Source organism: Pseudomonas fluorescens, assembly GCF_902497995.1.
In the GTDB taxonomy this organism is placed as follows: domain Bacteria; phylum Pseudomonadota; class Gammaproteobacteria; order Pseudomonadales; family Pseudomonadaceae; genus Aquipseudomonas; species Aquipseudomonas fluorescens_BK.
In genome coordinates this window covers 95,937-117,235 of sequence record NZ_CABVII010000003.1, presented here as the reverse complement: position 1 = coordinate 117,235, position 21,299 = coordinate 95,937, and the positions used below count along the sequence as shown (strand labels likewise).

General features: G+C 59.2%; 21 protein-coding genes, 1 tRNA gene and 2 pseudogenes. 18 read left to right on the top strand and 6 right to left on the bottom strand.

The window, feature by feature from the left end; all coding sequences use genetic code 11:
- The first annotated feature begins 73 nt into the window (after positions 1-73).
- From kdpC to F8N80_RS04420, 3 genes are all read left to right on the top strand, one after another.
- Positions 74-619, top strand: coding sequence for a potassium-transporting ATPase subunit KdpC (gene kdpC, locus F8N80_RS04430; protein WP_150783285.1), 546 nt, complete (start codon positions 74-76; stop codon positions 617-619).
- A 159-nt stretch (positions 620-778) separates the two neighbouring features.
- On the top strand, positions 779-3,430 hold the full coding sequence (locus F8N80_RS04425) for a sensor histidine kinase (protein WP_150783284.1): 2,652 nt from the start codon (positions 779-781) through the stop codon (positions 3,428-3,430).
- 36 nt (positions 3,431-3,466) lie between these two features.
- The gene (locus F8N80_RS04420) at positions 3,467-4,165 is read left to right on the top strand and encodes a response regulator (RefSeq protein ID WP_150747010.1); all 699 of its coding nucleotides are present in this window, start codon (positions 3,467-3,469) and stop codon (positions 4,163-4,165) included.
- A gap of 141 nt (positions 4,166-4,306) precedes the next feature.
- On the opposite strand, the gene F8N80_RS04415 is transcribed toward F8N80_RS04420, so the two are convergent.
- Positions 4,307-5,353 (bottom strand): patatin-like phospholipase family protein, encoded by a 1,047-nt coding sequence (locus F8N80_RS04415; RefSeq protein ID WP_150747011.1) that lies wholly within the window; start codon positions 5,351-5,353, stop codon positions 4,307-4,309.
- Between the two features lie 221 nt (positions 5,354-5,574).
- On the opposite strand from F8N80_RS04415, the gene F8N80_RS04410 reads away from it, so the two are divergent.
- The 3 genes from F8N80_RS04410 (at position 5,575) to F8N80_RS04400 (ending at position 7,749) form a co-directional block, all read left to right on the top strand.
- Positions 5,575-5,853, top strand: coding sequence for a hypothetical protein (locus tag F8N80_RS04410; protein ID WP_150747012.1), 279 nt, complete (start codon positions 5,575-5,577; stop codon positions 5,851-5,853).
- A gap of 44 nt (positions 5,854-5,897) precedes the next feature.
- Positions 5,898-6,665, top strand: a complete 768-nt coding sequence (locus F8N80_RS04405) for a CHAD domain-containing protein (protein ID WP_150747013.1) — start codon at positions 5,898-5,900, stop codon at positions 6,663-6,665.
- A gap of 286 nt (positions 6,666-6,951) precedes the next feature.
- A complete protein-coding gene (locus F8N80_RS04400; protein ID WP_150783283.1) occupies positions 6,952-7,749 on the top strand; it encodes an acyl-CoA thioesterase in 798 nt (265 codons plus the stop codon).
- Positions 7,750-7,758: 9 nt separating this feature from the next.
- Here F8N80_RS04400 and F8N80_RS04395 read toward each other — a convergent pair whose 3' ends face one another.
- Positions 7,759-8,124, bottom strand: coding sequence for an Mpo1-like protein (locus tag F8N80_RS04395; protein WP_150747015.1), 366 nt, complete (start codon positions 8,122-8,124; stop codon positions 7,759-7,761).
- A gap of 238 nt (positions 8,125-8,362) precedes the next feature.
- Here F8N80_RS04395 and F8N80_RS04390 point away from each other — a divergent pair, with 238 nt between their 5' ends.
- The 7 genes from F8N80_RS04390 (at position 8,363) to F8N80_RS04360 (ending at position 13,708) form a co-directional block, all read left to right on the top strand.
- Complete coding sequence (locus F8N80_RS04390) at positions 8,363-8,893, top strand: hypothetical protein (protein WP_150747016.1); 531 nt, start codon at positions 8,363-8,365, stop codon at positions 8,891-8,893.
- Positions 8,894-8,975: 82 nt separating this feature from the next.
- A complete protein-coding gene (locus tag F8N80_RS04385; protein ID WP_064678942.1) occupies positions 8,976-9,167 on the top strand; it encodes a PLDc N-terminal domain-containing protein in 192 nt (63 codons plus the stop codon).
- A 200-nt stretch (positions 9,168-9,367) separates the two neighbouring features.
- On the top strand, positions 9,368-9,601 hold the full coding sequence (locus F8N80_RS04380) for a hypothetical protein (RefSeq protein ID WP_034151304.1): 234 nt from the start codon (positions 9,368-9,370) through the stop codon (positions 9,599-9,601).
- Between the two features lie 213 nt (positions 9,602-9,814).
- A complete protein-coding gene (locus tag F8N80_RS04375; RefSeq protein WP_150747017.1) occupies positions 9,815-10,156 on the top strand; it encodes a ribonuclease E inhibitor RraB in 342 nt (113 codons plus the stop codon).
- A 372-nt stretch (positions 10,157-10,528) separates the two neighbouring features.
- Entirely contained in the window at positions 10,529-11,938 is a 1,410-nt protein-coding gene (locus tag F8N80_RS04370) for a circularly permuted type 2 ATP-grasp protein (RefSeq protein WP_150747018.1), read from the top strand.
- A gap of 13 nt (positions 11,939-11,951) precedes the next feature.
- Positions 11,952-12,902 (top strand): alpha-E domain-containing protein, encoded by a 951-nt coding sequence (locus tag F8N80_RS04365; RefSeq protein ID WP_150747019.1) that lies wholly within the window; start codon positions 11,952-11,954, stop codon positions 12,900-12,902.
- Positions 12,899-13,708, top strand: coding sequence for a transglutaminase family protein (locus F8N80_RS04360; protein ID WP_150747020.1), 810 nt, complete (start codon positions 12,899-12,901; stop codon positions 13,706-13,708). Before F8N80_RS04365 ends, F8N80_RS04360 begins: the two co-directional genes overlap by 4 nt.
- 146 nt (positions 13,709-13,854) lie before the next feature.
- Here the strand turns inward: F8N80_RS04360 and F8N80_RS04355 are convergent.
- Positions 13,855-14,677: pseudogene (locus tag F8N80_RS04355) on the bottom strand (c-type cytochrome).
- Between the two features lie 596 nt (positions 14,678-15,273).
- Here F8N80_RS04355 and F8N80_RS04350 point away from each other — a divergent pair.
- Positions 15,274-15,414, top strand: a pseudogene (locus F8N80_RS04350) (hypothetical protein); the annotation flags it as partial.
- 94 nt (positions 15,415-15,508) lie between these two features.
- Complete coding sequence (locus F8N80_RS04345; RefSeq protein ID WP_150747022.1) at positions 15,509-16,237, top strand: amidotransferase; 729 nt, start codon at positions 15,509-15,511, stop codon at positions 16,235-16,237.
- A gap of 92 nt (positions 16,238-16,329) precedes the next feature.
- Here the strand turns inward: F8N80_RS04345 and F8N80_RS04340 are convergent, their stop codons facing one another.
- The 3 genes from F8N80_RS04340 to F8N80_RS04330 all read right to left on the bottom strand — a co-directional run bounded on the left by F8N80_RS04340 (position 16,330) and on the right by F8N80_RS04330 (position 19,185).
- On the bottom strand, positions 16,330-17,301 hold the full coding sequence (locus tag F8N80_RS04340; protein ID WP_150747023.1) for a magnesium and cobalt transport protein CorA: 972 nt from the start codon (positions 17,299-17,301) through the stop codon (positions 16,330-16,332).
- A 147-nt stretch (positions 17,302-17,448) separates the two neighbouring features.
- The gene (locus tag F8N80_RS04335; protein ID WP_150783282.1) at positions 17,449-18,171 is read right to left on the bottom strand and encodes a lysophospholipid acyltransferase family protein; all 723 of its coding nucleotides are present in this window, start codon (positions 18,169-18,171) and stop codon (positions 17,449-17,451) included.
- 324 nt (positions 18,172-18,495) lie between these two features.
- Positions 18,496-19,185, bottom strand: a complete 690-nt coding sequence (locus tag F8N80_RS04330; protein ID WP_150747025.1) for a crotonase/enoyl-CoA hydratase family protein — start codon at positions 19,183-19,185, stop codon at positions 18,496-18,498.
- A 308-nt stretch (positions 19,186-19,493) separates the two neighbouring features.
- On the opposite strand from F8N80_RS04330, the gene F8N80_RS04325 reads away from it, so the two are divergent.
- The 3 genes from F8N80_RS04325 to F8N80_RS04315 all read left to right on the top strand — a co-directional run bounded on the left by F8N80_RS04325 (position 19,494) and on the right by F8N80_RS04315 (position 20,762).
- A tRNA-Ser gene (locus F8N80_RS04325) sits at positions 19,494-19,583 on the top strand.
- 260 nt (positions 19,584-19,843) lie between these two features.
- The gene (locus F8N80_RS04320; protein ID WP_150783281.1) at positions 19,844-20,227 is read left to right on the top strand and encodes a Rap1a/Tai family immunity protein; all 384 of its coding nucleotides are present in this window, start codon (positions 19,844-19,846) and stop codon (positions 20,225-20,227) included.
- Positions 20,228-20,255: 28 nt separating this feature from the next.
- Positions 20,256-20,762: a hypothetical protein gene (locus tag F8N80_RS04315; RefSeq protein ID WP_150783280.1), complete on the top strand. Its 507-nt coding sequence runs from the start codon at positions 20,256-20,258 to the stop codon at positions 20,760-20,762.
- Positions 20,763-21,299: the final 537 nt, after the last annotated feature.

Here is a 21,299-nt window from a genome sequence, read left to right as displayed (position 1 = left end):
TTGCTCGCGAAGAAGACGACACGGTCCAACTGATTGAACGCTGTATCTGTTTACCGAATTCGAGGAGTTTGAAATGTCCACTCTGATACGTCCGGCCCTGAGCCTGTTGGTCCTGATGACCCTGATCACGGGCGTCGCCTACCCCTTGCTGGTCACCGGTGTCGCCCAGGTCGCGTTCCCGGATCAAGCCAATGGCAGCCTGGTGCGCGACGCCGACGGCAAGGTCCGAGGTTCGGCGTTGATCGCCCAGGATTTCACCGGTGACGCCTGGTTCCATCCACGGCCATCGGCGGGAGCCTTTGCCACCGTATCGAGCAGCGCCAGCAACCTCTCGCCGAGCAACCCGGCCCTGGCCACGAGGGTGATCGATGAGGCCAATAAACTGTGGGTGCCCGGCCAGGGGCCGGTGCCGTTGGCGCTGCTCACCACTTCTGGCAGCGGCCTCGATCCACACTTGCCACCAGCGGCGATTGCCTATCAACTGGCGCGAGTGGCGGCGGTGCGCAATTTGCCGGTGTCTGCGCTGCAGCAGCTGCTGGATGCGCACATCGAGCAGCCGTTGGTGGGGCCGCCGGTGGTGAATGTGTTGGCGCTGAATAGGGCGCTTGAGAACCTGTAGATCGGCGGTGCGGCCATTCGCGAGCAAGCCCGCTCCCACATTCGATCTTCAGTGGTCACAATTTATGTGCACGACATCCAACTAATGTGGGAGCGGGCTTGCTCGCGAAGACGGCCTCACAGACACCACATCAACCTCTGAAAAAAGAGATCCCCAAGCATGAGCAACTCCGGCCGCGCCGATGCGCTGTTAGCAGACCTGCCCCGGGATGGCCGTGGCCGGCTCAAGGTGTTCCTCGGCGCCGCGCCCGGTGTCGGCAAGACCTACGCCATGCTGCAAGCGGCCCACAGCCAACTGCGTCAGGGCGTCAAAGTCATCGCCGGGGTGGTCGAAACCCATGGCCGCGCCGAAACCGAGGCACTGCTCGGCAGCTTGCCGCAGCAGCCTCTGGTGCGTTCGGAATACCGCGGGGTGATGCTCGAAGAAATGGACCTCGACGCCTTGCTGGCGGCCCGGCCGAAACTGGTGCTGGTGGACGAGCTGGCCCACAGCAACGCCCCCGGCAGTCGCCACGCCAAGCGCTGGCAAGACATCCAGGAGCTGCTCGCCGCGGGCATCGACGTGTTCACCACGGTCAATGTCCAGCACCTGGAAAGCCTCAACGACCAGGTGCGCAGCATCACCGGTGTGCAGGTTCGCGAAACCTTGCCGGACTGGGTGTTGCAAGAGGCCTACGAATTGCTGCTGGTCGATCTGCCGCCGCGCGAGCTGCTCGAGCGCCTGCGCGATGGCAAGGTCTACGTGCCGGAGCAGGCGCGGGCGGCCATCGATGCGTTCTTTACCCAGACCAACCTCACCGCCCTGCGCGAACTGGCGATGCAAACCGCTGCCGCCCAGGTCGATAATGATCTGGCCCAGGGCTATCGCCAGCTCGGCCAGGCAGCACCGGCGGTGCGCGGTCGTTTGCTGGTGGGCGTCGATGGCGATGCCCAGGCCGAACGCCTGGTGCGTCACGCCAGCCGCGTCGCCCAGCGTCGGCACCTGCCGTGGAGTCTGGTGCATGTGGACAATGGCAGCGTGCGGGACGAGCAGTCGCGCCTGCGCCTGCAAAGCGCCCAGCAACTGGCCGAGCGCCTCGGTGGTGAAGTGGTGTTGCTGCGTGCCGGCGAGGTGGCGAAAACCCTGATCCAGCACGCCGCCGAACGTCGTGCCAGCCTGGTGCTGGTGGGCCAGTCCCGGCAGCGTTGGCATCGGCGCCTGTTCGGCGGTGGTCTGGCGTCACGCTTGCTGCGCAATGCCCGCGGCCTGGAGATCAACGTTCTCGACAGCGATCACGAACAGCATCAGCCGCGCCAGCGTTCGGCGCAGTCGCTGGTCTGGTTCGACTACGCCCTGGCGGTCGTGGCGACGGTGTTGGCCAGTGCGCTGGCCTGGGCAGTGGTGAGTGTTCTGCCGCTGCCGAATATCTCGCTGGTGTTCCTCGCCGCCGTATTGCTGGTGGCGGTGCGCAGCAGCCTCGGTCCGGCGCTGGCCTGTGCGGCGCTGTCGTTTCTGGCTTATGACTTTCTGTTCATTCCGCCGAATTTCTCACTGAGCATCCAGCGCGAAGAAGACGTCCTGACCTTGCTGTTCTTCCTGCTGATGGCGGCGCTCACCGGCAACCTTGCGGCCCGGCAGCGCCGGCAATTGCAGGCGTTGCGCGACACCCAGGAAGAAACCACGGAACTGCTCGACCTGTCGCGCAAGCTCACGGCCGCCACCGATCGCCAGGCCGTGGTCAGCGCGGCGGCCCAGCACCTCATCGGCTGGACCGATCTGAAGTTGTGCCTGCTCAATCGCGACGGGAACAGTGGCTGGACAGTCGAGACCGGTGGTCCGCTTGAGTTTTCCGAAGCCGAACGCGCCGCTGCCGAGTGGGCCTGGCAACACGATCAACCGGCTGGCGCAGGCACCGGCACCTTGCCGTTAGGCCGTTGGTGGTGGTGGCCGCTTTCGGTGGAGGATGGACCGCTGGCGCTGCTCGGGGTGTGTGCCAAGGAAGGTCAGGCCTTGAGCGGCCAGCGTCGGCGGTTGTTGACCGCGTTGAGCCAGCCGCTGGCCCAGGCGCTGGCCCGGGCGCAATTGGCCGAAGACCTGGAAGCGGCGCGGCTGCACGGCGAAACCGAACAACTGCGCAGTGCCTTGCTGGCGTCGGTGTCCCATGATTTGCGCACGCCGCTGACCTCCATGCGCGGTAGCATCGACAGCCTGCTGGCCCTCGGAGAAGCCATCCCGCTGGAGGATCGTCGGGAACTGCTCGAAGGCACGCGCGATGAAGCCGAACGCCTCGATCGCTACATTCAAAACCTGCTGGACATGACTCGCCTCGGTCACGGCGCCCTGAAGCTGGCGCGCGACTGGGTATCGCCGGCCGACATCGTCGGCAGTGCGCTCAATCGCCTGCGCGCGGTGCTGGCACCCTTGCAGGTCAGCACCGAGGTGTCCGCGCAGTTGCCGCTGCTGTTTGTCCACGCCGCGCTGATCGAACAGGCGCTGGTCAACGTGCTGGAGAACGCTGCACGCTTTTCACCGGCTCACGGGCGCCTGCAATTGCGCGTCGAAGCCGATGACAGCGAGCTGTTTTTTTCGGTGAGCGATGAAGGACCCGGGATTCCGGAAGAGGATCGAGCGAAAATTTTCGACATGTTCTACACCGCTGCGCGTGGCGATCGTGGCGGACAGGGCACAGGGCTGGGGCTGGCAATCTGTCAGGGCATGGTCGGTGCCCATGGCGGGCGGATCAGCGTCGCCGACGGCATCGAAGGGCGCGGCACTTGTATCGCTCTTCACTTGCCGGTGCAGGAACAACCGGGCTTTGAAAGTGAAGCCTGATACCCTTTGCCTCTCACCTTGCCTCGATCGAAAACCATGAGCCAGACCGCGACCATTTTGGTCATCGACGACGAACCGCAGATCCGCAAATTCCTGCGCATCAGCCTCGCTTCCCAGGGCTACAAAGTGCTGGAAGCCGGCACCGGTACCGAAGGCCTGGCGCAGGCCGCGCTAAACAAACCGGACTTGCTGGTGCTCGACCTCGGTTTGCCGGACATGGACGGTCAGCACGTGCTGCGTGAGTTTCGCCAATGGTCGACGGTGCCGGTGCTGGTGCTGTCGGTGCGTGCCGGCGAAGGGCAGAAAGTCGAGGCCCTCGATGGCGGTGCCAACGACTATGTGACCAAGCCGTTCGGCATCCAGGAGTTTCTGGCGCGGGTACGCGCCTTGTTGCGCCAGGCCCCGGCCGGTGAGGCCCAACAGGCGGCACTGACGTTCGGCCCGTTGACCGTGGACCTGGCGTATCGCCGGGTGCTGCTCGATGGCGCCGAGGTGGCGTTGACCCGCAAGGAGTACGCGGTGCTGGCGCAATTGGCCAGGCATCCGGGGCGGGTTATCACCCAGCAGCAATTGCTCAAGGATATCTGGGGGCCGACCCATACCGAAGACAGCCACTATTTACGGATTGTGGTGGGGCATTTGCGGCAGAAGCTGGCGGATGATCCGACCCGGCCGCGGTTTATCGTGACCGAGGCGGGGGTGGGGTATCGGCTTTTGAGTGAGGGTGGTCTTTAGTTTTTTTGTTGTCTGGGCGGGCCTCTTCGCGGGCAAGCCTCGCTCCTACAGTTTTGAGGTGATCACACACTGTGTGAACGACGCAAACCCTGTAGGAGCGAGGCTTGCCCGCGAAGAGGCCCTTGAATCCACCCGAGAACCTCAAGAATCGCGCTTCTGCTCATTCTCATACCGATCCAGCGTATCCCGCGCAATCTCCCGCCCCAGCGCGATCAGCTCCGGCGCCTTGTAGAACTCGAAAAACCGGCACACCCGCTTCGGTACGTTGATCAGAATATCCGGCGGATAACCGGCAATCTTGTACTGCGCCAACGACGTCTGCATCACCTCGAAACTCTGGTTGATCAAATCCAGCAACGAGGCCGGGCCCACATTGTCGATGATGAACGAACCGGTGGCGGACTTAGGCGCGCCGTCACGTTCAGGAGCGGCCGCCGGTTGCTGGGCTTCGGGTTCGGCGGATTCGATCCAGGGGTTGATGTCAGCCCCTTCGGCCATCAACGCTTCCTTTTCCAGCAACAGCAATTGTTCGGCCTGTTTACGGCGAAATGGCAACTTTGATCCGAGCGAATTGATCAGGCTGTCGAAACGGGTCTTGAACGCGGCCGGGCGCTGGATCACCGGCAGTTGATAGTGGCGCTGGTTGGTGGAGTTGAGGTTGACCGCGATGATCAGGTCACAGTGACTCGACACCACCGGCACGATTGGCAGAGGGTTGAGGATCCCGCCGTCCACCAGCATGCGATTGCCTTGCATCACCGGGGTGAACAGGCTGGGGATCGCCGCCGAGGCGCGCATGGCCTGGTGCAGGCAACCTTCCTGGAACCAGATTTCCTGCTGGTTGGTCAAGTCGGTGGCCACCGCGGTGTAGGGAATGCGCAGGTCTTCGATATTGATTTCGCCGACGATCTTGCGGATTTGCCCGAAGACCTTCTCCCCGCGAATCGCACCCAGGCGAAAACTGACGTCGACCAGGCGCAACACATCCAGGTAATCGAGGCTCTCGATCCAGTCGCGATAATCCTTGAGCTTGCCGGCGGCATAGATCCCGCCGACCACGGCACCCATGGAGCAACCGGCAATGCAGGCGATGTCGTAGCCACGCCGCTCGATCTCTTCAATGACCCCGATATGGGCATAGCCCCGGGCTCCACCCGAGCCCAGCACCAGTGCGACACGCTTTTTCATGAATCGCCCTCGTCTGACAAGGTTCAACAATGCGCCAATCGAGGGCCGCGCTTCAATCGCCGGGTGGCTCGGTGGGGCAAACGCGTCGTTTTTTCGACACTCCATGGCGGCAGATGAGTATTCTTCCCGGCACTGTCGTTTCCGCGGCGGGGCCAAGGCACTTTTCCCGCGCCATACCGTCTTACATGCACGATTGTTTAGCTATCTTTGAGGTGTAAGTGATGAAAGCCTGGATCTGTGTGCCGTTGATTGCGCTGGCACTCGCCGGATGCGCCGGCAAAACTGCCTATCGCGACAGTTGCGCCCGCGGAATCGATGCCGCGTGGCACGAACTGGACCTGGCCAAGGCTGAAGGTTTTGCCGGGACCGTCAGTTACTCCAAGGCGCTGTCGTTGTTGACCGGCGCCAAGACCCAGCAGCAATTCGAAGCGTTCGAAGGCTGCTCCAAGAAGGCCGAAAAGGCGCGTTTCTATATTCGTGAGTCTCGCGCCGGCCGTTGAGGCATGATGAGCAACTGGGGAAATTCGATTCAGGGAGCCAAATGATGTCTGCCTTGGTTGATCGGTTGGTGGCTCGGCACTTGGGCCTGGAAATTCGTTTGCTGGCCTGTCAGGCGCGCCTGAGTGCCCGCACCGACCCTGAGGCGCTGCACGACCTGCGCACCACGGTTCGCCGTTTGCGCAGTATGCTGCGACCATTGCGCGGCTTGCCCGGCGTCGAACAGCTGGAAGCGGCGGCGTCCGGGGTCGGTGATTTGTCCACGCCATTGCGCGATCGCGAAGTATTGGCGGCGTATTTGCTCGAGCATGATCAACCCGAGGCCGCGCACCGGCGCATGGCACAAATGGCCGAGGCCTATCCGGCGGTGGCGGCCGGTCCTGCGCTTGCGCAGTTGCTGATGATCCTCGACGCTTTTCCGCGGTTTTTGCGGGCTTCCCAGCGACAAGGCCTGCTCAAGGGCCTGCGCACGCGCATTGAAAAGCGCCTGGCCAGACAATGGAAAAAACTTGATAAGACGCTGCATGACCCTGCCCATGATCGCCATCGTCTGCGCCTGCTGATCAAGCGCGTGCGCTATGGCATCGAAGCTTATCCCGAGCTGGACCGTTTACCGAAGGCGGCCATGCCCAGGTTGAAGGCCGCCCAGGGCGCTTTGGGCGATTGGCACGATTGCTGGCAATGGCTGGCCAGGGCCGAAGAGGAAGCGGATTTGCAGCCTTGTGTGGCAGGTTGGAAAACCGCCTTGGCCGAGGCCGAAGAACGCGCCGATCGTGCCCTCGACAAACTCAGCGTTGCCTGCTTCAAATCTTGAAACCTCGAAAATCGATGGGCTAAACCACATTAGATGTGGGCGCACACACAACCCCCTGTGGGAGCGGGGCTTGCTCGCGAAGGCGGAGTGTCAGCGACATGAATATCGACTGACACGCCCTCTTCGCGAGCAAGCCCGCTCCCACATCAGGTTTTGTTTTGGGCATGGAATCAGTGTTCAAACCGAACGCGGCTTATCTGTCAGTCAATTTGGCCAGAATAAGCGCTGTGCCGTCCTCGTCGGCTGGTTAAGATCCCTACATCCTTTTCCCGCCTTTGAGGTTTCAATGCGCTTTTCCGATCTGCTCGACACCGTCCGCAGCCAGCCGCGCGAGCTGTCTATCCCGGCCGAATGGGCTCAAGGGCGGGCCAGCTTTGGTGGCCTGGTGGCCGCTTTGCAATACGAAGCCATGCGCGCAAGGGTGCCGGCGGATCGTCCGGTGCGTTCGCTGGCGATCACCTTTGTCGGGCCAGTCGAGCCCGAAGTGCCGCTCAGCTTTGAAGTCGATGTGTTGCGTGAAGGCAAGGCCGTCAGCCAGGTACTGGGCCGGGCGATGCAGAAGGGCCAGGTCGTGACGCTGATTCAGGGCAGTTTCGGTGCCTCGCGTCCGTCGGAAGTGAAGGTGACAGCCGAGCGGGCGCCCGAGATGAAACACTGGGACGACTGTCAGGAGCTGCCCTACATCAAAGGCGTGACCCCGGAGTTCATGCGTCATCTGGCGATGCGCTGGAGTGTCGGCGGACTGCCGTTCACCGGTAACAAATCCCGGGAGATGGGCGGCTGGGTGCGTTTGCGTGGGGACGTGAAGGCAGAGGCGGTCAGTGAGTCGCATATTCTGGCACTGGTCGACGCCTGGCCGCCGGCGCTGTTGCCGCACCTGAACAAACCGGCGATGGGCAGTACGCTGACCTGGACCATCGAGTTCGTTCAGCCGTTGCTGGAACTGAGCACGCTGGACTGGTGCAAATACCTGGTTGAAATCGAACATGCCGCTGACGGCTACGGTCATGCCGCCGCGAAGCTGTGGAATGCAGACGGTCAGTTGATCGCCATGAGCCGCCAGACCGTGACGATTTTTGCCTGAATCCCTGAATCAGTGACGACGGTGGCGCTCACGCCAGGCGCGCCACCAGCCGCCGCTCAGGAAAAACCGGGGAAAGGTCAGGAATTGCTCGACCAGCAGGCGTGAAACCGCGTCTTTGCGATCACTGAACGGCTCGGAGGCTTGCGCCTCCAGGCTGTGACCATGGCGTTGCAGGCCCAGGGCTGCCAACAGGCCGATAATGCCGATGGCGAAATTGGCCAGATTCAGGTTGAACACCCCGCAAGCAATCAGCAGGAACCCGACGATAAACAGCGGCACGGCTATCAGGTGCAACACCAGATTGGTCGGGTGCTGATGATTGTTCGGGTACGCTCGCCATTGCCAGGCGGGTAGGTTGGGGTGACGTTTGCCCATGATGCCGATCCTCGATCCGTGTTCAACACATGATTGAAGAATAGGCGCGCCACCAGTCCGCGGCGAATCAAGGTTGGCTATCGAAGTGATAGGAGTCATGGTCAATATTGATGTTGGCCGGGCTGACGCCTTCGCGGGCAAGCCTCGCTCCTACAGGGGATCGCCCTTGTTCAATTCCCCCGCCGGAATGCGCTATCCTGCGCGCCTTGAAAATTCCCTCGCTACAGGATTCCGCCCCATGAAAGCCGCACTCATCGAACTCATCGGCAAAATCAGCTCCGGGTGCATGAGCGATGAAGAAATCCTGAAGATCGCTGACGAAGCGACCCAGGCCTACACCGATCCAGAGGCTTTCCTGACGGCCAATCCGGATATCAACTACGACGACACCTTCCCGATTCCGCTGGGCGAGTGGGTGGTCGTCGGCAGCCTGCCGGAGACCGTGCTATTGCAGGCCGACACTTATATGGATCTGTTCGCCCGGATCGTTGCATCGTTCGGCCCTGGCGTTGATTTCAATATCAAACCCAAGCAATTGGCCAAGACCGAAGCCCTGACCGCGCTCAATCGCATTCAGGTGCAGATGAGCAGCATGAACAAGGAAAACGGCGGTTACGTGCTGATGAACTTCAGCCAGTTGCTCGATGACGAGTTGCAAGTGGTGCTGGTCTACGGCAACGACGTGCCGCGGGTGCTCGAGTTGTGTGCTGAAGTCGGCATCGCTGCCGCGCCTTCGCTGGAAGCCCTGAAAGTGGCGATCCACGTCTGAGGCCGCCATCGGCCTAATAAAACGGAACCCTCGCAGGGGCCAGCTATCCTAAGAGGGCACACCACTCTTAGGGAGCGACGTCATGGGTTCCACGTTCAATGGTCTGGTTGGCCTGATCATTCTTGCCCTGGACATCTGGGCAATCATCAACGTGCTGAAAAGTGGCACCGACACCGGGATGAAAATCGTCTGGGTGCTGTTGATCCTGCTGCTGCCGGTCCTGGGCCTGATCATCTGGGCCATCGCCGGCCCGCGGGGCAATGTGCGGGTTTGACCGGTCCTCACCAACAACACCAAACCCTGTGGGAGCTGGCTTGCCTGCGATAGGATCGCCGCGCTGTATTCGACGGACCGCGACACCCAGGGTAATTCGTCAGCATCAGGCTGACGCGCTGTAATCCGTTTGAACGATAGGTCAGGATAAAAGTCCAAATGGTTGTAAGCCCATTTGCGGGTTTGTTCGAGGAGGCACTGATGCAAAAGTGGAAAATCACTTTCGTGGATGATCACGGTGAAACAGTCGACGAAGTCTTCGAGTGCGACGAATGCCCGGACAACGAGCACGCTGCCAAACTGATCAAGGCCCGTCTCCTTCCTGTCGCTGCCGAACTGGATCTGAATGATCTGGAAGGGCGCACCGCTGATGCGAGCGTCAAAAGTCTCAAGACCCAGAACAGCATACAAATCCTCGGCATTACTCCCATCTGAAACACCTCCTGGCACTTTCGTGAACCAACCAGGCCTTGGCAGCGCCTCTATCTTGGGGCTACTCTGCAAGCGAGATCAGCGAACGGATCGCTAAGGTCTGGTCTTGTCAGCTACATGCTTGCTTCCCACCGGCAACGTTGTTGCCGCATCGCTCGCAGATTGCGTGTGCCGGGAATACGGAAAGTCTATCCATCAATGTGAGGGGGACGTTTCATGAGCACAGCCTATCAAGAAGACATCAGCAGCAGCGTGCTGCGCCGCATGAAAGAAGGCGGTTTCGACTTTTCACGATTCCATCCCATCGAGTTCTACGCCATTTTCCCCGACGAGGAGCGGGCACGCAGGGCGGCAGGGCATTATTGTGGTGAATCCTTGAATGCCCAGATCAGCGTGCGCGATGACGGCGCGTGGCATCTGGAACTGAGTAAAGTGATGTACGCCACCTACGACGGTATCGGCGATTTCGAGCAGGACTTCGAGGCAGTGGTCGAGCCTCTGGGCGGGATCATCGAAGGGTGGGGCGTCAAGCAGGAGGTACGAGGGCGACTCGCATAACATTATGAACAGCGACAACACACAGTAACGGCTGACCTTAGGGTTGGCCGTTTTCATTTCGCAGATCTTAAAACCGAACACGGACCTGTAGGAGCTGCGGTGCGGCGATCCGACTTGTCAGCGAAGGCGATCTCAAGATCACTGCAGCATCCAGCGGTCCCTTCGCCAGCAAGCCGGCTCCTACAGGCTATGCTGTTGACAGGGTTACATATTGCTTCGCAATGAAGCGGGGACGATCAGGTTGGAGCGTTTGCCGCACAGGATTGGTGCGGAAATTGCTGCGTCATTACCCAACTGATTGATATTAAAGCGTTTATGCCGATGGCACGGGCCTTGCGAAGGCTTGGGTGTCCGGGTGACAAGGAGTACGGCATGATGCGCACCTATTTTGATGAAATGTACGATGCCGGCGGCCTGGTCCGCCCGCATTACCGGGAGTTTGCCCGTTGGCTGGCCGAAACGCCTGATGAGCTTTTGGCACAACGGCGACGCGAGGCCGATCTGCTGTTTCATCGCGCCGGGATTACCTTCACGCTCTACGGTGACGAGCAAGGGACAGAGCGTCTGATTCCCTTTGACACCATTCCCCGCAGCATCCCCGCCAGTGAATGGCGAATCGTCGAACGCGGCTGTATCCAGCGGGTCAAGGCGCTGAACATGTTCCTCGCCGACCTCTATCACGAACAGCGCATCATCAAGGCCGGCATCATCCCGGCCGAGCAAGTGCTGGCCAACGAGCAATACCAGTTGGCGATGCAGGGGCTGGATCTGCACCGGGATATCTATTCGCACATTTCCGGTGTCGATCTGGTACGCGATGGCGACGGCACGTACTACGTGCTCGAAGACAATCTTCGTACACCGAGCGGCGTCAGCTACATGCTCGAAGACCGCAAGATGATGATGCGACTATTCCCCGAATTGTTCGCGGCGCAACGCATTGCACCGATCGATCACTATCCGAACCTGTTGCTCGATACCCTGAAAAGCTCCAGTGCGATCGATAACCCGAGTGTGGTGGTGCTGACGCCGGGCCGCTTCAACAGCGCGTTTTTCGAACATGCATTTCTCGCTCGGGAAATGGGCGTCGAACTGGTGGAAGGCGCGGACCTGTTCGTGCGTGACGACAAGGTGTTCATGCGCACCACGGACGGGCCGAAAGCCGTCGACGTGATCTACCGGCGCCTCGACGATGCGTTCCTCGACCCGCTGGCGTTCAATCCGGACTCGATGCTTGGCGTTCCGGGGCTGTTGTCCTCCTACCGTTCCGGCAACGTGGTGCTGGCGAATGCCATCGGCACCGGGGTGGCGGACGACAAGTCGGTGTACCCCTTCGTCACGGACATGATCCGCTTCTACCTCGACGAAGAACCGATCCTGAAGAATGTGCCGACGTGGCAGTGCCGTAATCCCTCGGAACTGTCCCACGTGCTGGCCAATCTTCCAGAGCTGGTGGTCAAGGAAACCCAGGGTTCAGGCGGCTACGGAATGCTGGTGGGGCCGGCGGCGACGGCGGCGGAAATCGAAGCCTTCCGCGCGCGGATCAAAGCCAAGCCCCACGCGTACATCGCGCAACCGACGTTGTCTTTGTCGACCTGTCCGACCTTTGTCGAAAACGGTATCGCTCCACGCCACATCGATCTGCGTCCGTTTGTATTGTCTGGCCGTGAAACCCGGGTTGTGCCCGGCGGTTTGACCCGTGTCGCCCTGCGTGAAGGCTCCCTGGTGGTGAACTCCTCCCAGGGCGGAGGCACCAAGGACACCTGGGTGGTCGAGGATTGAAAGGAAGCCTGCCATGTTAAGTAGAACTGCCTCGGATTTGTATTGGATGTCGCGTTATCTGGAGCGGGCGGAAAACCTCGCACGGATGCTCGACATCAGTTATTCGCTATCGCTGATGCCACAGGATGGTCGCGGTGACGGTTTGCACGAACTCGCCATGCCGTTGCTGATTACCGGCACCCTGGACGATTACCTGGAGCGCCATGGCGAGCTGCACGCCGAGCGGCTGCTGCATTTCTTCGCCCTGGACCCGGCCAACCCGGCGAGCATCTACAGTTGCCTCGGTGCCGCGCGGGCCAGTGCCCATGCGGTACGTGGGCGAATCACCGCCGACATGTGGGAAAACATCAACGCCACCTGGCTGGAAATTCGCGGGATCGCCGACCAGGGCTTGAGTCGCTACGGCATGAGCCGTTTCTGCGAGTGGATCAAGGAACGTTCCCACCTGTTCCGTGGCGCGTCCTACGGCACGATCATGCGTAACGATGCGTTTCGCTTCATTCGTCTGGGGACGTTTATCGAACGGGCTGACAACACGCTGCGCCTGCTCGATGCGCGCTACGAAATGGCTGGGGATCAGGCCGAAGCGGTCAGTGACGGCACAGCGCACGCTTATTACCAGTGGAGCGCTTTGTTGCGGGCCTTGTCGTCGTTCGAGGCCTACACCGAGATCTACCGCGATGCACCCGGCGCCCGGCATGTGGCCGAACTGCTGTTGCTGCGTGCCGACGTGCCGCGTTCTTTGCGCGCCTGCACCGAAGAAATCGACCAGATCCTCGCCCAGCTGCCGGGGGCCAACGGCCGTCCGGCGCAACGCCTGGCGGCGGAAATGGACGCGCGCCTGCGCTACACCGGCATCAGCGAAATTCTCGGCGAAGGCCTGCACGCCTGGCTGACCGAGTTCATCCCGCTGGTGCGCCAGTTGGGCAACGCCATTCACAGTTCCTACCTGGAGGCTGCATGAGACTTTCCATTAGCCACGAGACCACCTATCACTACGAAGACCAGGTGCGGGCGAGCATCCAGTACCTGCGACTGACCCCCCACGACAGCGAACGCCAACACGTGCTCAGCTGGCAACTCGACCTGCCGCGTCCGGTGCGCGCACAACTCGATCCGTTCGGTAACATCCTGCATGTATTGACCCTGGACGAACCCCACGAGGCCATCATCATCGGTGCCCGTGGCCAGGTGGACATCGATGAGCTGCGCGAAGCCGAGCATGAGAGCCAGTCGGCGCTGCCGTTCCTGCGTTTCACCCGACTGACCGAAGCCGACGAAGCCCTGCGCGCGTTCGCCCAGAAGCAATGCCAGCAACGTCGCGATCGCACGGCGCTGATCGACTTGATGCATGGCCTGAACCAGCACATGACCTACACGCCGGGCTCCACCGCAGTGGACACCAGCGCCGCCCAGGCCTTCGCCGGGCGTTCGGGCGTGTGCCAGGACCACACCCATGCCTTCCTCGCCTGCGCCCGCAGCCTGGGGATTGCGTCGCGTTATGTGTCGGGCTATCTGTACAGCGAGGACTGCGAGCACCTGGCCAGCCACGCCTGGGCTGAAGCCTGGCTCGATGACGCCTGGTACAGCTTCGATGTGACCAATGAGCTGGCGCGGCCCGAGCGGCATTTGAAACTGGCGGTAGGGCTGGATTATCTGGATGCCTGCCCGGTGCGCGGCATGCGCCGGGGTGGTGGGAGTGAGCAGATGCATGCGAAGGTGTTCGTTGCGCCGACGCCGATGCCGGTGATCTCCGTTCAACAACAATAACCAGGAACACCGCATAACCCTGTAGGAGCCAGCGGTGCGGCGATCCGACTTGCCGGCGAAGGCGGCCTCAAGCCTTGCACCGCCCATGAAGACGCCTTCGCCTGCAAGTCGGATCGCCGCACCGCTGGCTCCTACAGGGGACAATGTCAGGGCTTCACCTTGCGCCCTGCCATATGCTTCAAATACCCCACCAACATCGCCAGGTCCGCCTCCGGCAACACCGCCGCCGTGAACCCCGGCATCTTCGCCTGCGGCCACTGCCGCAAACTCTGCGGGTCACGAATGTAACGCATGAGGAAGTCCGCGCCGAAGTACTCGGTCGGGTTGAACGGAATATTCAAATCCGGCCCGAACTGCGAATCCCCGGCACCATTGAGCCGATGACAGGCCAGGCAGTTCTTCTGAAACAATGCAAAGCCCTTGTTCACCGGATCATCCGCCACCAGCGCAGGGTCGGGCAGCAGGGAAGGGAAGCGCTCGGCCACCGGCGCCATGCGCTTGATGCTCGCCACTTCAAACGGCCACTGCTCAGGACTGATATTGCCCGCTTGCGGATCGGTCCAGACCAGATAGAACGGCCCGGCACTGTGCTTGCCCTCGGACAACGCCGGCCATGGTTTGGCCGGATCTTCAATCGCCAGCCACGCCCGCGCACCCTTGGCATTGAGCAGCGGCGCCGCCGGCAATTCTGCCGCAAACCCGTCCAGCGCCACGGCTTGCAAGTGATCCTCAGGCTTGATACCCGTCAACAATGCCGCCACGGGAACAGCGCGATAGCTCATGTCCCGTTTGTAGGAAACGTCATTGGTGATGGTGATGGTCTGAACCTGAGGGTGCTTGAGCAATTCCCCGGTCTGCCAGGTGCGACTGTTCGCACCCAGCTCCAGGTTCAGCTGTGCGGCAAGGAGGGGCGTGCTCAGCAGCAAGGCCCCGAACAGCATAAGCGTTTTCACAGTGATCGCCGTCCATGTCGTGCAAGTGCCACTAAGGTTGGCACACCCACGCTGGCCCGGGTAGCGAGCCAGTCACATTTTTAATGAGGCGATATGAAAATAAAAACCTGACGCCGTACTCTTTAAAAACTGACTTAGCCGATCACCTTGGTCAGGTTCGGCAAAATCAACAATAACGTGGTGGCAAATAGAATGAGCCCGGCTTGACGTACTTTCGATTGCTTGAACATGGCTGACCGCCTTTTTTTTGTTATTTCCTGATGCCTGCCTGCATAGCTCCATGACGGCAAGGCGTTGCACTTCCTGTAGGACGAGCGTCTCGGCAAAACCCGACGACAACTTCGTACAACTTCACATTAGAGGCCGCGTCCCACTTGGCTTAGATCCATTTCATATGGTGTGGTAATTAATTGCTGTTAAAAAGATATGAGGCCTATTGCCAGCTTCTTGGGCGCCCGTTTGCTAGACAGCTTGGTGTCCTGAATCGGTTAATCCCCTGGCGGACTACCGTCCGTCCGAGCATGAGCGTCAACGCGGTTGAGCGTTGCGGAGCGCACCTCTCTCGACACCAGTCAGGTCGATGACGTGATGCTCGGCTGCGTAACGCCGATCGGCGGCGCACTGCAGTTCATCAACCAGTACGGCGTAAAGGATTTCGTCGCCCGCGCCCAGTACCTGGCCGGGCAATATGGCGAGCGGTTCGCTCCGCCCGCATTGCTGCTGGAAAAAGCGGCCAAAGGGCAGGCATTCTAGGGTACCGATGACGCATTCCGGGGCTTGCCTTGCTACCGTGTTTCAAGGCACGCTCTGGGTGTGCATTATTCCCGTCACGTGTCAGGTATTTTTTATGTCGTTACGCATCTGCATTCTGGAAACCGACATCCTGCGTCCAGAACTGGTCGATCAGTATCAGGGTTACGGGCAGATGTTCCAGCGTCTGTTTTCGCAGCAACCCATCGAGGCCGAGTTCACCGTCTACAACGTGATGCAAGGCGAGTATCCCGGCGATGAGCTGACCTTTGACGCTTACCTGGTCACTGGCAGCAAGGCCGATTCCTTCGGCACCGACCCATGGATCGAAACCCTCAGGGCTTACCTGCTGAACCGCTACGAGCGGGGCGACAAATTGCTGGGCGTGTGCTTCGGCCATCAATTGCTGGCGTTGCTGCTGGGTGGCAAGAGCGAGCGCGCGACCCAAGGCTGGGGCGTCGGCACTCATAATTACAAGCTCGCCGCCAAGGCGCCGTGGATGAGCCCGGTGCGCGAAGAACTGACGTTGTTGATCAGTCACCAGGACCAGGTGACGGCGCTACCGGAAAACGCCACGGTCATTGCCTCGAGCGATTTCTGCCCGTTCGCCGCGTACCACATCGACGATCAGGTGCTGTGCTTCCAGGGGCATCCGGAGTTCATTCACGATTACTCGCGGGCGTTGTTGGAGATTCGCCAGGAAGCGCTGGGGGAGCAGATTTATCAGAAGGGCGTGGCCAGCCTGGAGCATCAGCACCATGGCGCTACGGTTGCAGAGTGGATGATGCGGTTTGTGGCGCACAAGCCAGATGCTGCGCAAAGCTAAGAGCTTCGCTGGCAAGCCAGCTCCTAAAATGGAATGCGTTCCCCTGTAGGAGCGAGGCTTGCCCGCGAAGCTTGCAGACGCCGCGGTGTCGGCTACAACCACCCCGACCTCTTGAAACTCGCCCACAACCCCACACACCCCACCGCGATAAACCCCAACACCGCGAAATACCCGTAATGCCAGGTCAACTCCGGCATGTTCTGGAAGTTCATCCCATATATGCCAGCCACCGCTGTCGGGAACGCCAGAATCGCCGCCCACGCCGCAAACTTGCGCTGCACCACGCTTTGCCGTGACGCCTCCAACAACACCCCGACCTCGATCGTCTGGCTGGCAATATCCGCCAGGGTCGTCAGGTCCTCCATCTGCCGGGTCACGTGGATCTGCACATCGCGAAAATACGGGCGCATGTTCTTGTCGATGAATGGGAAGCTCAGCTTCTGCAGTTCCTCGCCGATTTCCACCATCGGTGCCGCGTAACGGCGCAGACGCAAGACATCACGGCGCAGACTGTGGAGTTTTTGAATGTCGCGTTCGTTCAGGGAACCGCACATGACATTGGTCTCCAGCTCATCGATCTCGGCATGGATCGCTTCGCCCATGGGCTGGTAGTTTTCGATCACGAAGTCGAGGATGGCATAGAGCACGAAGTCTTCGCCGTGCTCCAGCAACAGCGGACGCGCCTCGCAGCGCTGGCGGACATAGGCGTAGGACGCCGAGTGACCATTGCGTGCGGTAATGATGTAGCCGTTGCCGGCAAAGATGTGAGTCTCGATGAACTCCAGCTTGCCTTCATGGCGGATCGGCGAATAGGTGACGATAAACAGTGCGTCGCCGAAGGTTTCGAGTTTCGGTCGACTGTGTTTTTCCAGGGCATCTTCGATGGCCAGTTCATGCAGGTTGAACTGGCGTTGCAGATTGAACAGCTCTTGAGCGTTCGGCTCTTCGAGGCCGATCCACACAAAGTGGCCCGGCTTGGCTGCCCAGGCCGCCCCTTCGTCGAGGGTGATATTGGTGACTTTCTTACCGGCGCTGTAAACCGCAGCAGCAACAACTCTACCCATGATTCAGGTTCACTTCTTGTTTGCAGGTGGCAGTGGCAGGCAATATTCATCTTAGCCTTGTCTGCTGCTTGAGGGTCAGCAAACTCAGCAGAGTTCGCAGGCAAAAAACTCGCGGGCAAAAGAAAACCCGCACCAGGCGGGTTTCTTTCAAGCGGGTTGCAGTTGCCGGTCCATCGAAGCGATGCATTCGCGCATCTGCTCGCGGCACTGCTCAATCAGTCGCGGCAGGTCATCCAGGCTCAATCCAGCCGTAGGAATCGCCGGCAGCGAGCGGATCAGGATTTTCCCACTGCGCCAGCGGTTCAAGCGCATGTGTTTGACATAAGTGCTGACACACACCGGCACGATCGGCACCCCGGCGGCGATGGCCATCTGGAACGCGCCTTTCTTGAACGGCAACAACTCTTCACCGAGATTGCGCGTGCCTTCCGGAAACACCCAGATCGACGTGTCTTCATTTTGCAGCGTATGGGTGGTGGTCAGCATCGACTGCCGCGCTTTCTGCGCATTGCCACGATCAATCAACACATTGCCCGCCAGCCAGAACAGCTGGCCGAACAACGGCACCCACTTGAGGCTCTTCTTGCCGATGCACACGGTGCGGCGCGGCACCACATTGCCGAACACGAACAGGTCGTAGTTGGACTGGTGATTGGCAATGATCACGCAGCTGTCGGGTTTATCCATCAGCGGCCCGACCTCGGCCTTCACCCGCAGGCGCAAAATACACATCGCCGGCCACGCGTACAGACGCGCGCACAAACGGCTGTTATCCGGATTGAACGGGCGGCACAGCCCCAGCAGTACGCCAAGCACTCCGGCCAGAATAAAATGCAGCCCCATCAGTAACATACGAAACACAAACAGCATTACAGGCCCACCGGGGACAAAAGGTGGCGCAGTGTACGGATGTGCACTGTTTTCGGCAATTGCTGCTATAGACGTCGGAGATAGCCGATGTTTGAGCGCATGTTTCCGACTTGTCGGCAGGAATGGTCAAAAGCGAAGTGGTACGCCGATCCATTGTGGGAGCGAGCCTGCTCGCGAAGCTGTTGATTTTGCCGTTACCGTTGCCGCTGGCTTTAGATATGCCGCCCCATTGCCAGAGGCCGAACGCAGGTGTCGCGCAGGAGACACCGCCATGGATGGCCAATGGCGGCGGGGCGGTCGAGCTTCGGTACTACCGCGCCGGGCTTAACCCAAATGCTCCTGATCCAGGATGATCGCGTGATCCAGCGTCTCCAGCAGTGCCTTGCGCACTTTGAGCTTGGTGTTCTTGTGCGCCGTCATGTTGATCTTCTTCAACTGACGTGCCGCTGCCAGCGCCGCACCCTGCAACTCTTCGGCCGACACCACCAGGTCAAGGAAACCGGCATCCACGGCGCTCTGCGGATTGAACATCTCGCCATTGATCACTGATCGGTGAAATGCCGACTTGCGCAGACGATCACGAGCGATCTCGATACCGGCGTGGTGCATGGTCATGCCGATCTGCACCTCGTTCAGACCAATGCTGAACGGGCCGTCGACCCCAATGCGATAGTCGGCCGACAACAGCAGGAACGCCCCCTTGGCCACCGCATGCCCAGGGCACGCCACTATCACCGGGAACGGGTGCGCCAACAGGCGACGGGCCAGGGTCGAACCGGCCGTCACCAGCGCCACGGCTTGCTCAGGGCCGGACGTCATCACCTTCAAGTCATAACCGCCGGACAAAATCCCGGGCGTACCGGTAATGATCACCACCGCACGATCAGTCACCGCCTGATCCAGCGCAGCATTAAATGCAGCAATCACGTCTGGCGAGATCGCATTGACCTTGCCATTGCTCAAGGTCAGGGTCGCGATACCGTCTTCGAGATGGTAGGAAATCAACTCACTCATGACGCTATTCCTTTCAATAAAGTAGGGCAGACGTTACCCACCGCCCTAGGCCAGGTAAAGCGCCATGACTGACCCGCCAGTCACCCTTTCCCCATCCTCCAGGCGTAGCCCGCCATGCTGGCAGCGCATTGCCCTCTATATAGAAGGGAATGGCCAAGCCGAAGATTGGCAGGTTTGCCATGGCCCGAAACCCGTCGCAACGACTAAATCGCTAACCGCATGAAAATTCTGAAAAAAAAGTTTGCCATCGGAAAAGCTTTCGACTACATTAGCGCGCCTCGACAGACAGAACTTGTTTGACGAGATACGGTGAAGTGTCCGAGTGGCTTAAGGAGCACGCCTGGAAAGTGTGTATACAAGAAATTGTATCGAGAGTTCGAATCTCTCCTTCACCGCCACATTCTGAAAAGCCCCACAAATCAATGGTTTGCGGGGCTTTTTCATTTTCGATTGTACTACTCGATTGTACTACTCGCTGTCTCTCTCCTTGCGTTACCCCGATCCAATCCCTTCGCCATCTCGTTTTTTTCGTTCTGCCCGCAAATCCTCCGGTTAACTACCGCTAGTCCGATTCCAGCCTATTCTCTAAAAACGATCCTCAAGGGGGTTGGGGCGCAATGTGGATGTCGATACCAAAAACTTAAGGTCAGGACGCACCATGAAAACAGGATTGATGGGGGCTGCACTGGCGGGACTAATGTGGAGTGGAGCTGCTATGGCAGCAGACCCAAGTTTCGACGGAAACGAGTTGTTAGGGCAGTGTCAGATTTATATAAAGTTGGTGGACGGCGGCACCGCGAGAAATGATGCACATTATGATGCTGGTGAGTGTGGTGGCTTTGTGCTAGGAGTTGCACGCTCGACCGCCCTCTATGGTGAGTTCATTCCGATTAAACTTAAGTTTTGTACGCCAGACACGGTAACCAACAGTCAGCTAGTGCGTATTGTAGTTAAGTATTTAAAAGATAACCCAAAGACGTTAAGCGACAACAGAACAGTCTTGGTATGGCGTGCACTTCTGGATGCCTACCCCTGCAAATAGGCATTCGTACTGAGAGAGGGTTGCAGACATGACAGTTGAAACTGTAGGTACAGTAAGCAGTGTCATCACCAGTACAGATGTAACGTTCTACCTGAGTATTGCTGCTGCACTGATTAGTCTTGCAACGTTCATTGTCGGTTACTCGCAAATGAGGATTGCGAGTGCCAAGATAAAGTTGGATTTGTACAATAAACGCTTCAATGTGTATTTGGCAACACTTGCTTTCTTTCAGTCAGTATATGACAAGGACGCCCCTAGCATGAATGCGAAGTATGATGAGTTTGCAAAGTGCTGTCGCGAATCACAGTTTCTGTTCGATGAGAAGGATGGAGTTTTCGAAACTATGAGAAAGCTGATAAAAATCGGGGGCGATATACTTTCATATGATAGAAGTCTATCTGGTGCAGATGCGGACGCAACTTTAATGCTCAACCAGAAAATTGATGAGGCAAAGGTGGCGTTTGGGAAAGAGTTAATACGCCTAGAAGATCAGTTAACCAAATACATCAGTTTTAAAACTATTGCAGGGTGGTAGAGCGGCTGCAAGTGACAAATGAACGCAATCATTCAGGCGCTGTGATGCAATCTCCGCTGCTATCTTTCAATAGAAAATCCCGCTCTAGGCGGGCTCTTTCATATCTGTCAGCAATGTCACACTGTATCTGGCTTGGTTACTGCTTTTAACACAGCGTCCTTAACCAGTTCGTAATGCACGGCTGAACGTGAAGGTGGGGAGTCAGGGAGTTTCTTACCTGTGTGCTTCTCGTATTTCTGTTCAGCTTCAAGGAGCTTAGTTCTCAGGTTGGTAACTTCAATGGCGAGCAGCTTGATATAGTCTGCTTTCTGCTGTTCTACGCGTCCCTACGACAAATCCGCCAGCCCAGCAGGGCCATCCCCACTAGATTTCATTGGTTGGCTGATAGTCAGGACACCCCAGCGGGCGGCATAGTCCTGATGATCCAATCACCGAACATCGGGCTATAATAAAAAAACTTGCATGGTTGGCGTAATCATGCTTGACGCTATAAGAAAGTGTAGTAGAGTATGCGTCTAGTCGAGGAAACCACTCGGC